The sequence below is a fragment of the Xanthomonas hortorum pv. cynarae genome (assembly GCF_002939985.1).
Taxonomy (GTDB): domain Bacteria; phylum Pseudomonadota; class Gammaproteobacteria; order Xanthomonadales; family Xanthomonadaceae; genus Xanthomonas; species Xanthomonas hortorum_D.
In genome coordinates this window covers 15259-28398 of sequence record NZ_MDFM01000011.1, presented here as the reverse complement: position 1 = coordinate 28398, position 13140 = coordinate 15259, and the positions used below count along the sequence as shown (strand labels likewise).

Here is a 13140-nt window from a genome sequence, read left to right as displayed (position 1 = left end):
ATATGTGACTTAGATCACACTTTTTTGGCGCATGCAATCGTCGAGGCTGCAGATAGATGCAGGCCTGTGTGTGCGCTGATGGCAAGGTCATGCGTGGGTGCGGGCGCCTTGCATGATCGATGGCCGCTTGAGTCTGCAGTTGCCGGGATGCAGTGGAGCGCGTGCTCAGCGGTAGGCGGCGTTGCGGTGTTGCGTTGTGGTCTACGCGCGCTGCCAGCATCAGCCTGATCGGCAGCAGGACAAATCACCGCACGCAGCAGCAAACGCCGCACGATCGCTTGAGCGAAGTGCCGATCGCGAAAGACAGGGGGATTGGTCGTGGAGCGTTCCGGGTCGGGCGAGGCGCGACCTTGCGGGATGCGATGCCCGTTGCGCATCGCCGTGGATGCATTGCGTTGCATCGCGGTGCGTCACGCGGGCATGGCCGCTCACGCAGCGTGCGGGTTGCCCGCACGCGAGCCTGCACCAGCGGTGGGCGCATCGCCCACCGCTGGCAATCACTCAGGCCGCAGCGGGTTCCTTGACCTGCGCCTTGACGCCGAGCAGCTGCACGATGCTGCCCGCCGCATCGCGGCCTTCGGCCACGGCGGTCACCACCAGGTCGGCGCCGCGCACGCAGTCGCCACCGGCGAACAGGCGTGGGTTGCTGGTCTGATAGGGCAGGCGGCCGTTGTCGTCGGCAGGGGCGACGATGCGGCCGTTGCTGCCGGCTTCCACGCCTTGCGAGGCCAGCCAGTCCGGTACGGTCGGCGAGAAGCCGAAGGCGATGATCACCACGTCCGCTTCCAGCAGCGATTCGCTGCCTTCCACCGGTACCGCATTGCGACGGCCGCTGGCATCGGGCTCGCCGAGCCTGGTCTCCACCACGGTGACGCCAATGGCTTCGTCGTCGGCGCCGGATTCGATCGACAGCGGCTGGCGGTTGAACAGGAAGCGCACGCCTTCCTCGCGCGCGTTGGCCACTTCGCGTGCCGAGCCCGGCATGCTGGCCTCGTCGCGCCGGTACGCGCAGGTGACCTTGGCCGCACCCAGGCGGATGGCGCTGCGCACGCAGTCCATGCCGGTGTCACCGCCGCCCAGTACCACCACGCGCTTGCCGTTGAGATCGGGCAGCGCCATCTGGTCTTCCCAGCCGGCGATCGGCCGGCCGTGCGGGTCGTTGCCGCTGACGATGCGGCTGTTCTGCACCAGGAACGGCAGCGCCGGCAGCACGTTCTTCAGATCCTGCCCGGGCAGCCCGCCATCGGTGTAGCGGTAGGCACCGGTGCCCAGGAACACCGCATCGAATTCGCCCAGCAACTGCTCGATGCTGACGTCGCGGCCGACTTCCACGCCCAGGCGGAACTGCACGCCCATGCCTTCGAGGATTTCGCGGCGTTTGCCGATCACCGACTTGTCCAGTTTGAAGCTGGGAATGCCGAACTGCAGCAGGCCGCCGATCTGCTCGTAGCGGTCGTAGACCACCGCTTCGATGCCGGCACGCACCAGCCGGTCCGCACACGACAGGCCGGCCGGGCCGGCGCCGATCACCGCCACCCGCCAGCCGGTGGGCTGCACGTTGCCCAGATCCGGGCGCCAGCCCATCTTGAAGGCGGTATCGACGATGTATTTTTCCACCGCACCGATAGTGACCGCGCCGAATTCCTCCAGCGTGCAGCTGCCTTCGCACAGGCGGTCCTGCGGACACACCCGCCCGCAGACTTCCGGCAGCGGATTGGTGGAATGGCACAGCGCGGCGGCTTCTTCGATGCGGTTTTCCTGCACCAGCTGCAGCCACTGCGGGATCGCGTTGTGCACCGGGCACTTCCAGCTGCAATACGGATTACCGCAGTCCAGGCAACGGCCGGACTGGTACTGCGCGTCGGCCTTGTCGAACTTGCCGTACAGCTCGCCCCAGTCACCGGACGTACGCAGCTCCACCGGAATGCGCGTAGGCATGGTCCGGGGCAGGTCGAGGAATTGGAAGGCTTGCTTGCGGCTCATAGGGCGGGAATCGGGAATGGGGAATGGGGAATCGCAAAGGCGGTTCTGCGAGACGGGAGTGGAGCAGACGAACCGGGCTTTTCACCATTCCCGATTCCCGATTCCCCAATCCCGTCACTCAGGCGGCGCGCCGCAGCGACTCTGTCAGCGACTCGATGCTGGCGGCCTTGGGTTTGACCAGCCAGAACTTGCCGATGTAGTCGCGGAACTCGTCCAGGATCTGCTGCGCCCAGATGCTGCCGGTCAGCTCGCGGTGGCGGCTGATCAGGGTGTGCAGGTGCTGGCGATGGTTCTCGAAGCCTTCGGCAGAGACGCGGTGGATGTCGATCAGCTCGTGGTTGTAGCGGTCCACGAAGTCGCGTTCGATATCCAGCACGTAGGCCAGGCCGCCGGTAAAGCCGGCGCCGAAGTTCAGGCCCACCTTGCCCAGCACCAGCACCACGCCGTCGGTCATGTATTCGCAGCAGTGGTCGCCTGCGCCTTCCACCACCGCCAGTGCGCCGGAGTTGCGCACCGCAAAGCGCTCGCCCGCGCGGCCGGCCGCGAACAGCTCGCCACCGGTGGCGCCGTACAGGCAGGTATTGCCCACGATCGGCGTGCTGCGCGCCTCGAAGCGCGCGCCACGCGGCGGACGCACCACCAGCCGGCCGCCGGCCATGCCCTTGCCGACGTAGTCGTTGGCTTCGCCTTCCAGCTCCAGCTGCAGGCCACCGGCGTTGAACGCGCCGAAGCTCTGCCCGGCGGTGCCGCGGAAGCGCAGGTTCAACGGCGCATCGCTCATGCCGTGGTTGCCGTGCGCGCGCGCGATGGCGCCAGACAGGCGCGCGCCGATCGAGCGGTCGGTGTTGTGAATCAGGAAGCGATGGTCGCCGCCGGTCTTGTTAGCGATCGCATTGGCCAGCAGGCCGTCCATCTGCGTGGCCAGGCTGTCCGGCGATTCGTACAGGCGCTGGGCGGCGCAATAGCTGCCGTCGTACTGCGCATGCGTGAGCAGGCGCGAGAGATCGACCTTGACCCCGGCGCGCGGCGAGACCTCCAGCTGTTCGAGCAGGTCGGTGCGGCCGACGATCTCGTCCAGCGACCGCACGCCCAGGTACGACAGCCACTGGCGCACTTCTTCGGCCAGCAGGCGGAAGAAATGCTCCACGCGCTCCGGCAAGCCGGTGAAGTAGTTCGCACGCAGGCGCTCGTCCTGGGTGGCCACGCCGGTGGCGCAGTTGTTGAGGTGGCAGATGCGCAGGTACTTGCAGCCCAGCACGATCATCGGCGCGGTGCCGAAGCCGAAGCTGTCGGCGCCCAGCAACGCGGCCTTGACTACGTCCAGGCCGGTCTTCAGGCCGCCATCGGTCTGCAGGATGGTGCGGTCGCGCAGGTCGTTGGCCACCAGCGCCTGGTGCGACTCGGCCACGCCCAGTTCCCACGGCACGCCGGCGTAGCGGATCGAGCTGATCGGGCTGGCGCCGGTGCCGCCGTCGTGGCCGGACACGGTGATCAGATCGGCGCCGGCCTTGACCACGCCGGCGGCAATGGTGCCGACGCCGGCATGCGCCACCAGCTTCACCGACACCAGCGCAGTCGGGTTGACCTGCTTGAGGTCGTAGATCAGCTGGGCCAGATCCTCGATGGAATAGATGTCGTGATGCGGCGGCGGGCTGATCAGGCCGATGCCGGGCTTGGCGTAACGCAGCCGGGCGATCAGTTCGTTGACCTTGTGGCCGGGCAGCTGGCCGCCTTCGCCGGGCTTGGCGCCCTGCGCGACCTTGATCTGCAACACCTCGGCATTGACCAGGTATTCCGGGGTCACGCCGAAGCGACCGGAAGCCACCTGCTTGATCTTGGAGCGCTTCTCGGTGCCGTAGCGGGCCGGATCTTCGCCGCCTTCGCCGGAATTGCTGCGCCCGCCCAGGCGGTTCATCGCAATGGCCAGCGCTTCGTGCGCCTCGGGCGACAACGCGCCCAGGCTGATCGCGGCGGTGTCGAAGCGCCGCAGCACATCGGCCGCCGGGGCGACCTCGTCCAGCGGGGTCGGGGTGTCGGCACGCTTGAGCTGGACCAGATCGCGCAGCGTGGAGGCCGGGCGCGAATGCACCGCATCCACGTATTTCTGCCAGTCGCCGGCATCGCCGGTGCGGGTGGCGCGCTGCAGCGTCATGACCACGTCGGGGTTGTACATGTGGTACTCGCCGCCGTGCACGTACTTGAGCAGTCCGCCCACTTCCGGCTTGAGCTGGTCGTTCCAGGCGCGTGCGGTGAGCTCGCGCGCCTCGGTGTCCAGCCGTGACAGGCCCACGCCGCCGATGCGTGCGGGCGTCTCGGCAAAGCACAGCTCCACCACGTCCGGGTCCAGCCCGACGATCTCGAACAACTGCGCGCCGCGATAACTGGCGATGGTGCAGATGCCCATCTTGGAGATGATCTTGGACAGGCCCTTGTAGATGCCCTTGCGGTAGCGGCGGCCGATCTGCGACTGCTCGCCGCCCTTGCTCAGCTGCAGGATGCCGCGCCGGCCCAGGTCGAACAGCGTCTGGTAGGCCAGATACGGATACACCGCAGTGGCGCCGAAGCCGAGCAGGCAGGCCATGTGGTGCGGGTCGCGCGCGGTGCCGGTTTCGATGATCAGGTTGGCGTCGCAGCGCAGCCCCACCTTGCACAGGTGGTGATGCACCGCGCCGGTGGCCAGCAGCGCATGCGCCATCGGCCGGTCCGGCACCGGGTAGCGGTCGGACAGCAGCAACATCACCGCGCCGGCGCGCGCGGCGGTCTCGGCTTCCTGGCAGATGCGTTCCAGGCCGGCCTTGAGGCCTTCTTCCACGCTATAGGACAGGTCGATCAGGCGATTGCGCTCGACGTACTGCTCCATTTTCAGCAGCTGGCGCAGCTTGCGCTGGCTGAGCACCGGCGAGTTGAGGATGACGTGGTTCACCGTCTCCGCGCCGGCGTGGAAGATGTTGGTCTCCTTGCCGAGCTGGGTGGTGAGCGACATCGCGATGCCTTCGCGCAGCGGGTCGATCGGCGGGTTGGTGACCTGCGCGAACGCCTGGCGGAAGTAGTCGTACAGCGGCCGGGTCTGGCGGCTGAGCACCGCCATCGGGGTGTCGTCGCCCATCGAGCCGGTGGCTTCCTGCTCGGTCTCGGCCAGCGGGCGCAGGATCTGCTCCACTTCCTCGGTGCTGAGCTGGAACAGCTTGTGGTAGCTGCGCAGGGTCTGCTCGCTGAAGGGTTCTTCCACCAGCGAGGGGTCGATCAACTCGGTCTGCAGATAGGTCACGCCCTGCTGCAGCCATTGCTTGTACGGCGCGCGCGCACGGTTGATGCGGTCGATGGCATCCGAGTCGAGCAGGTCGCCGCGCTTGAGATCGATCGCCATCATCTCGCCCGGGCCCAGCTTGCCCTTGCGGGTGATGCGCTCGGCGGGCAGTTCCCACACGCCGGCTTCGGAGGCGACCAGGAAGTGACGATCGGAGGTCAGCATCCAGCGCGCCGGGCGCAGCCCGTTGCGGTCGAGCATGCACGCCGCATAGCGGCTGTCGCAGGCGACGATGCCGGCCGGGCCGTCCCACGGCTCGGTGTTCAAACCGTAGAACTCATAGAACGCAGCCAGGTCGGCGTCCTTGAACTCCAGCGACTGGGTCGCCGGCGGCACCAGGATGCGCAGCGCCTGCAGCAGGTCCATGCCACCGGCGACCAGCAGCTCCAGCATGTTGTCCAGGCTCTGCGAATCGGAGCCATGCATGGAGATCACCGGGTCGAACTCGGCGATGTCGAAGCGTGGGGTCTGCCACACCTTGCTGCGCGCCTGCGCCCAGCGGCGGTTGCCTTCGATGGTGTTGATTTCGCCGTTATGCGCGAGCAGCCGGAACGGATGCGCCAGCGGCCAGCGCGGCAGCGTGTTGGTGGAAAACCGCTGGTGGAAGACAATCGCGCTGGAGGACAGATCGCTGCGCTGCAGGTCCGGGTAGAACGTGCTCAGCTTGTCCGGCAGCACCATGCCCTTGTAGCTGATGCCATTGGGCGACAAGGTGGTGACGTAGAAATTGTCCACTTCGCGCAGCGCCTGCTCGGCGCGCCGGCGCGCCAGGAACAGCGCCAGGGTGAAGCCGTCTTCGCTCTGCTCCGCGCCTGCATCGACGAATAACTGCTCGATACGCGGCAAGGTATCGCGCGCCAGCTGCCCGCACACGCTGTCGTCGGTGGGCACCACGCGCCAACCACGGAAGTGCACGCCGGCGGTGTGCAACTGGGTTTCCAGTTCGGCACGACATCGCGCCGCATCGGCATCGTCCAGCGGCAGGAACACCACACCGGCCGCGTAGCGCGTGCCCAGCGTAATGCCGGCATCGCGCGCCAGCCCGCGCAGGAACGCATCGGGTTTGCGGATCAGCAAGCCGCAGCCATCGCCGGTGAGCCCGTCGGCGGCCACGCCGCCACGGTGGGTCATGCGCGATAGCGCCGCAATCGCGGTGTCTACCAGCGAGCGGGAAGGTTGGTCGTCCAACTGGGCGACCATGCCAAAACCACAGGCGTCACGTTCGTCGCGCGCGCTGTTGTAGAGACCGTAGTCGTTGAGCCCTTGGCGAGTGCGGGGGGCCATGTCTGCCTCTTTGCGATCTGGAAGAGCGGCGACGACGTTGCAGCGCTCGATCCGTGGAGCGTTTCGAAGAGGTCACCGGATGATCGACTAGACCACAGTTGATGCGGTGCCGCAATACACCGTTACAGCTGCAACAAGGGCTGCTGCAACGCCCTGTGCCAGCTGGCTTGGCGCCCGTTCGCCAACAGGCGCCAGGCGGTGCTCAGCCGCAGCGCACCGAGGCGATCAGGTTCTTGGCATCCACTTCCAGATTGAGCCGTTCGCCGTTGAACTCCATCGTGGTCATCTGGCCGGGTTTGAGCACGCGTACCGACTTGGCGCCGGCATCGCTGCGGGCCTGTTCGCTCACTGCATCGGTCAAGGCCTGGCCGACCAGCGACTGCACCTGGGTGGCATCGCAGCTGCCGATCGGCGGGGCCTCGGGAGCGGCGGCCGGTGCGGGGGCTGCGGCTTGTTCGGCCGCTTGCTGCGCCTTGGCGGTGACGGCTTCCTGCTCGTCCGGTTGCGGCGAGCCGCAGGCACTCAAGGCCGCCAGCACGACCAAGGAACAGGCCAGGCGGGCGGTAGGCAGGACAGAGCGCATCGATGACTCCAGCACAGTGGGGGAGGTCCAAGCATAAGCAGAAAATCTGCTGACGGGCATCGCTTGCCCACATGGCGTTGTCGCAGCGTTGACGCTGCCTAGTCCTGCCCGGCTCAACAATCGGCGCCTGTCCTTCGATCCGTGCGCAATGAAAGCCAAACGTGTTCTTCGCAATGCCGCAGCCACCGCCAGCGCTGCCGGCAAGCTGGCCACCGTGGCCGCCAGTGCGGTGGCCGCCACTGCCGCAGCGGCGAGCGTGGCAGCGGTCGCGCAGGCCAAGGCCACCGCGCGTGCGGCTGGGCTCACCTACGTCAACGACCAGCAGCCCGGCATCAGCCGCCGCAAGGCCGGCAAGAGCTTCAGTTATCGCAGTGCCGACGGGCAGCGGGTGGCCGATGCCGATACCTTGCAGCGCATCCGCGCACTGGCCATTCCGCCGGCGTATACCGAGGTGTGGATCTGCGCCAAGCCCAACGGCCATCTGCAGGCCACCGGCCGCGATGCGCGCCGGCGCAAGCAATACCGCTATCACGCCGAGTGGGCGCAGGTGCGTGGCGAAGGCAAGTTCGAACGGGTGATCGCCTTCGGCCAGGCGCTGCCCAAGTTGCGCCGCCGGCTGCGCCGCGATCTGGTGTTGCCCGGATTTCCGCGCGAGAAGGTGCTGGCGATCGTGGTGGCGTTGCTGGCCGACACGCTGATGCGCGTGGGCAATGCCGAATATGCGCGCAGCAATCGTTCCTATGGCCTCACCACCTTGCGCAACCGGCATATGGAATTTCTGCGCGGCGGGCGCGCGCGGCTGAAGTTCCGCGGCAAGAGCGGCCAGGATCACGAGATCGAAGTGGACGACAAGCAACTGGTCAAACTGATCCGGCAATGCCAGCAACTGCCGGGGCAATCGCTGTTTCAGTATCGCGACGACGACGGCCAGCTGCAGCCGGTGGATTCGGGCGAGGTCAACGAGTATCTGCGCGAGGCGATGGGCGAGGATTTCACCGCCAAGGATTTCCGCACTTGGGGCGGTACGCTGGCGGCACTGCAACGCTTGGCGCGGTTGCCGTTACCCGAGCGCATGAGCGAACGCGCGTTGACCCAGGTGCAGAACGATGTCATCCGCGAAGTGGCCGATGCGCTGGGCAACACGCCCTCGGTGTGTCGCAAGGCCTATATCGACCCGTGCGTGTTCGAAGGCTGGCGCGCCGGCGAGCTGCAGGCCATGGCCACCGGCGTGCGCGGCGAGCGCCAATGGGAGGCGGCCACGCTGCGCTTTCTGACGGATTCGCGTAGCAAGCAAGGCAAGGCGGCCAAGATGACCAAGGCCACCAAGGCCACCAAGACGAAGCTCAGCCGCAGCAAAAAATCTGCGTGATGCTGTTGTTCGGCGAGATATCGCTGGTGAGGTGATCGGTAGCCCGGTCTGCGTCACGCCTATGTCTGTCTACTTGTAGATTTTTATCTGCAGCGTCCAGCACGCCCGCAATGCCACAGCTCACGACAAGCGCGAGCAGATCGTTGGCCTGCATCGTGTTTTACCTTGTGTAGGTGCGACGCTGGATGCGATAGGTCGTTGCAGGCGGAACGTTGCGATATGTGCGCCCGATCCTGACGGCCTCCAGATCGAGCGCATCGAGAATATGCGCCGGCACCGAGCATTTGAATCCATAGGTAAACAGATACAGCCGCCCGCCAGGCTTCAGCTGCAGGAAGGCGCCGCGCAGAATCGCAGCCACCTGGTGTGCCGGCATGTTCAACAGGCCAAGGCCGCAGACCACGGCATCGACGTACGCGCCATCGATGCGAGGCAGCGATTCAAGATCGCAGACATCCATCTGCAGCAAGCTTGCGCGCGGGAAGCGCTGCGTGAGCAACGCAGAAAAGGTAGCGTTGTACTCGAGCAGAACGAGGTTCTTTTCCTGCACGCCTTTGTCGATCATCGCCTGGGTAAACACACCGGTCCCCGGCCCGAGTTCGAGGACCCGACCGGTACGCGCCGACAGCTCGGAGGTGATGATGGAGGCGAGGGCGCGTCCGGAGGGGAGTATCGCTGCAACGGAGCAGGGTGCGGTGATCCATTCGCGAAAAAACGACGTCATATACGAACGAGCCATCTATCCTCACAACGTTGAAAGAGTTCGGCCAAGCTGCATCTGCGCGCAGCACTGCAGGATGCGCGATGGTGAAAAAACAAGGCTAAAGCAAGAGTCTGTCCGGAACCTGTTTTGGCTGCAGATCGGTGGCGAGAGTTCAGGTTTTTATCAGCATTGGTGCACTGGCGATTCGAATGCTTCGCTGCAATGCGCTGTCATCGGATAAAAAAACGATGCGTGATCGTCGGTGCAGGTGATGACCGCATATAACGCGCGGCGGTTGCATAAATGCCTGCATCGCACAGATGATCGACAGACAGTGGCGCCAGCCTGCGTGGCAGCCGACGCATCAGGCCATGTTTGCAATCGGTGCGCAGTGCGGCAGGTGTTGATCGGGCGAATGCGTGTCGAATGATCCTGACCAGCGATTGCCAAGACACGCGCCCAACACGGCCGTCACCGCATGCGCAGACGAGCTGCGTGCAGCGGGGGTTGTCTGGCGTGCGCATCGTAAGCTTTGAGGGGCCGGACATCATGGTGTCTGAATGACCGCCAGACCGCGCCATGGAGGTGAGCAACGTGGAAATCGGCGAGACATTGCGCACCGCCAGCAGCGGCGATACCGAACCGCAACCTGTCTAGCGCTCTGTGGACAACCGGTAATGATTATTCGTGTGCACATGCAATTGCGCGATGGTCTGGTGCCGTTATCGAGCATTGCGGTGTGGGCGCTGGAAAGCGGCCCGAGCGAAATAAGCCGCCACCATCGACAGCGATGTCACGGTGAGCGCAGATCTTGGCGGGATGGGTTGAGCAAGACGCTGCCGCTGACTAAGAGCGGCTAGCAAAACGTAGCGGGCAGTCGTCAGGTGTGCGTGGACGGCTCGGAGGAGCCGGAACGTAAAAGTGGTACATGCCGAATCCGAGCACCGGCCACGCGCGCCTGGCCGGTGCGCAGTAGTTTTGTTAGCCGCTCTAAGTGTTCTAGCACTGGACGCTGCACATGCAAGCAACCCTACATGTGCCCGTTCCGGTCGCTGTCATATGCACGGCAATGCGGATGCGCCTAAGACAACGCCAACGCTCAGCCGCAATAAATCGCGGTGATGTTGTTGTTCGGGCCGGTCTCGACGGTGAGGTGATCGCCACCGCTTTCGCTGGCGCCCTGGGCCGGATCGGCCAGGCCGCTGGCGGTGGTGCCGCCGGTGGCGCGTTCGCCGCGACGCACGCTGACCTGCAGGCTGTCGCTGTCCACGCGCGCACGTTCGATGGTCTGCGCCGCCGCGGCCAGGCCCACCGCGCCGCGCACCTTGTCGATATGGCACTGGCCGGAGATGACCCCGTCGATGGGCTGCACCTGCACGAGCTGGTTGGAGGCACAGGCCGAGAGCAGCAACACGGCAGCGAGCGGGGCGAGGGTGCGGATCATCGGGGAGCTCCAGCGGAAGAATGCCGCAAGCGTGAAGAAAGCGTTGTTGGCGTGGCATGAAGACTGCCGGCCGCACGCATCGCTGTGCCAAGCGTGGCATGCCCTACCGCGGTCCAAGACGCAGGGTGGAGGCCTTTTCGCGTGACGCAGATGGTCCAGCAGCTAGTTCCGCACCCGCGGCACTACCCGCGGTCCGATCACCCGGCTGATGAGCCCGGGCGACCTGGGCCAGTTGGTCAAGCCGTTCGTGTTCCTGGACCTGTTCACCGTCAAGCCGGGGCCGTCTGGCCTGAGTCTGCGGCGGGCGCTGCACACGCCCGCCCAGTGTTTTCGTTTTCGCTTTCGCCTGCGCCTTGTCTGCCTGTCTGCGCGATGCAGTACCGAGAAGCACTACATCACCGACCAGCGCAACGCACAGGCGCAGACCGGTAGCAGGGCAAGCGGCAGCGCACCCGCATGTATTTCACCCGCCGACACGCACACGTGTACGTGCTCGGTTGCATCTCCAACATCGTGGCAGTACCACGCAACCCCACACAATCAGAGGCTTCATCATGAAACTGCTCCATCTCGATTCCAGCATCCTCGGTGGTTACTCGGCCAGCCGTCAGCTGTCGGCGGCCACGGTTGCCAAGTTGCAGTCCGGCCACAGCGATGTCGCAGTGACTTACCGCGATCTGGCCGCCGAGCCGCTGGCGCATCTGTCCGGCGCGCATCTGGCGGCCCAGCAGAATCCCACCGGCGACCAGAGCCCTGAACTGGCGGCCGAACTGGCCACCAGTGCAACGGTGCTGCAGGAGTTTCTGGACGCCGACACCGTGGTGATCGGTGTGGCGCTGTACAACTTCACCATCCCGACCCAGCTCAAGGCGTGGATCGATCGCGTGCTGGTGGCCGGCAAGACCTTCCGCTACAACGCGCAAGGTGTGCCCGAGGGGCTGGCCGGCAACAAGCGGGTGATTCTGCTGGTGGCACGTGGCGGCTTCTATGGCGCCGGCTCGCCGATGGCATCGCTGGAGCATGCCGAAACCTACATGCGCACTGCGCTGGGCTTTGTCGGCGTGCACGCCCCCGAGGTGATCGTGGCCGAAGGCCTGGCCACTGGCGCAGACGCCCGCCAGGCGGGTATCGCCAGCGCCCAGCAGCAGATCGATGCGCTTGCTGCCTGAGTGGCGTCGCGGCTGAGGCGTGTCCAGCGGCATGAGCTGCGCTGGCGAGCATGCCACCGGTTCGCCCGGTGCCGATCATTCAAACGTGGCGAGACTGCATCGAGCGGACAGCATGCCGCTCGATGCACTGCGTTGCCCGCGTGGCAGGGCGCCAACAGCGCTTCAAGGGATGTCGGCGCCACGCTGCGTGCGCGTGCTCAGCGCTGATGGTGCTTCGGTGCGGGCGTTGCAACCGCCTTCTTCCGCATCACGACAATCACCGCACGCCGGGTATCGCGGCGCTATTTGCCAAGCCAGCCACCTCTTTGCATTCAGGCCCATTCAATCGCGTCGTCACGGCCCGGATAAACGCCGAGACCGCACGCGGCAGATGGTGTCGGCTTGGGTAGAGCGCGTACAGGCTCTGGCCCTTGCGTTGAAAATCCGGCAGCACCACGGTCAGGCGGCCTTCGTCGATATCCGGCCAGGTGAGTGCCTGCGGCAACAAGGCGATTCCGAGCCCGGCCACCGCCGCAAGCCGCAGCGCGCGGGCGGTGGTGGCGGCCATGCGCGCCTGCACCTGGACGTCTTCGGCAAGCCCGGACGGGCCGACCAGCGTCCAGGTGGCATAGCCGCTTGGATGCGGAAAACTGATGCAGTCGTGCTGCGGCAAGTCGTCCAGCCGCAACGGCCTGCCGCGTGCCTGCAGGTAGCCGGGGCTGGCCACCAGGACATCGTTGGTGTCGGCCAGGATCTGGCGGCCGACATAGCCCAGGTCCGTCATCACACCGCCACGAAAAGCCACATCGATGCGCTCGGCGATCAGGTCGGCCTTGCCATCGCTGAGCACGAATTCCAGGCGCACGCGCGGATGCGCGGCGAGAAATTCGCCCACCCATTCGACGCGAAAAAAATCCAGGCCACCAGGCTCTGCCCGGCCGAGGTCAGTCCGTCTACCGCATCGGCGCAACGTTCAAAGAAGGCTTGCCCGGCGTCGGTGAGGGTGAGCTTGCGGGTGGAGCGCTGCATCAGGCGCGTGTCCAGTTGCGCTTCCAGCTGCTGCACGCGCCGGCTCACGCTGTTGGGTGCAGTGCCCAGCCTGCGCGCGGCTTCGGCAAAGCTGCCGCTACGCACGACCTGCACATACAACGCGATGTCATTGAGATCGATCACCAGCGGCCTTGGCGCGTGTAAACGCGGAGTCTAAGCGTGGCGACTGCGCGTCGTCGATCATGGCGGTGTCGGGTGCTGTCTGCGGTAACTCAGGTGCACCGGCAGTAAAGCGCGTCATGCCTGCGGGTTTGCTGCGGGGCCCTTGC

10 protein-coding genes and 1 other RNA gene are annotated in these 13140 nt (G+C 65.8%); 2 read left to right on the top strand and 9 right to left on the bottom strand.

Annotated features, from left to right (window positions below; all coding sequences use genetic code 11):
- Nucleotides 1–501: 501 nt before the first annotated feature.
- From XcyCFBP4188_RS09455 to XcyCFBP4188_RS09445, 3 genes are all read right to left on the bottom strand, one after another.
- Entirely contained in the window at nt 502–1983 is a 1482-nt protein-coding gene (locus XcyCFBP4188_RS09455) for an FAD-dependent oxidoreductase (RefSeq protein ID WP_006452227.1), read from the bottom strand.
- Nucleotides 1984–2101: 118 nt separating this feature from the next.
- On the bottom strand, nt 2102–6574 hold the full coding sequence (gene gltB / locus XcyCFBP4188_RS09450; RefSeq protein ID WP_006452226.1) for a glutamate synthase large subunit: 4473 nt from the start codon (nt 6572–6574) through the stop codon (nt 2102–2104).
- 202 nt (nt 6575–6776) lie between these two features.
- Nucleotides 6777–7157, bottom strand: coding sequence for an I78 family peptidase inhibitor (locus XcyCFBP4188_RS09445; RefSeq protein ID WP_104591997.1), 381 nt, complete (start codon nt 7155–7157; stop codon nt 6777–6779).
- A gap of 58 nt (nt 7158–7215) precedes the next feature.
- On the opposite strand from XcyCFBP4188_RS09445, the gene XcyCFBP4188_RS09440 reads away from it, so the two are divergent.
- Complete coding sequence (locus XcyCFBP4188_RS09440; protein ID WP_104591996.1) at nt 7216–8526, top strand: DNA topoisomerase IB; 1311 nt, start codon at nt 7216–7218, stop codon at nt 8524–8526.
- Here XcyCFBP4188_RS09440 and XcyCFBP4188_RS22570 read toward each other — a convergent pair.
- The 4 genes from XcyCFBP4188_RS22570 to XcyCFBP4188_RS09425 form a co-directional block, all read right to left on the bottom strand.
- Nucleotides 8501–8680, bottom strand: a complete 180-nt coding sequence (locus XcyCFBP4188_RS22570) for a hypothetical protein (RefSeq protein WP_139051618.1) — start codon at nt 8678–8680, stop codon at nt 8501–8503. The genes XcyCFBP4188_RS09440 and XcyCFBP4188_RS22570 overlap by 26 nt on opposite strands.
- 6 nt (nt 8681–8686) lie before the next feature.
- On the bottom strand, nt 8687–9265 hold the full coding sequence (locus XcyCFBP4188_RS09435) for a class I SAM-dependent methyltransferase (RefSeq protein WP_043910350.1): 579 nt from the start codon (nt 9263–9265) through the stop codon (nt 8687–8689).
- Between the two features lie 818 nt (nt 9266–10083).
- Nucleotides 10084–10159: non-coding RNA, sX9 sRNA (locus XcyCFBP4188_RS09430), on the bottom strand.
- 169 nt (nt 10160–10328) lie between these two features.
- A complete protein-coding gene (locus XcyCFBP4188_RS09425; protein WP_006452222.1) occupies nt 10329–10673 on the bottom strand; it encodes a hypothetical protein in 345 nt (114 codons plus the stop codon).
- 554 nt (nt 10674–11227) lie between these two features.
- On the opposite strand from XcyCFBP4188_RS09425, the gene XcyCFBP4188_RS09420 reads away from it, so the two are divergent.
- Nucleotides 11228–11842: an FMN-dependent NADH-azoreductase gene (locus XcyCFBP4188_RS09420; protein ID WP_006452221.1), complete on the top strand. Its 615-nt coding sequence runs from the start codon at nt 11228–11230 to the stop codon at nt 11840–11842.
- Nucleotides 11843–12098: 256 nt separating this feature from the next.
- Here the strand turns inward: XcyCFBP4188_RS09420 and XcyCFBP4188_RS09415 are convergent, their stop codons facing one another.
- Both XcyCFBP4188_RS09415 and XcyCFBP4188_RS23265 read right to left on the bottom strand, forming a co-directional pair.
- Complete coding sequence (locus XcyCFBP4188_RS09415; RefSeq protein ID WP_006452220.1) at nt 12099–12686, bottom strand: substrate binding domain-containing protein; 588 nt, start codon at nt 12684–12686, stop codon at nt 12099–12101.
- On the bottom strand, nt 12644–12994 hold the full coding sequence (locus XcyCFBP4188_RS23265) for a LysR family transcriptional regulator (RefSeq protein ID WP_006448802.1): 351 nt from the start codon (nt 12992–12994) through the stop codon (nt 12644–12646). Before XcyCFBP4188_RS23265 ends, XcyCFBP4188_RS09415 begins: the two co-directional genes overlap by 43 nt.
- Nucleotides 12995–13140: the final 146 nt, after the last annotated feature.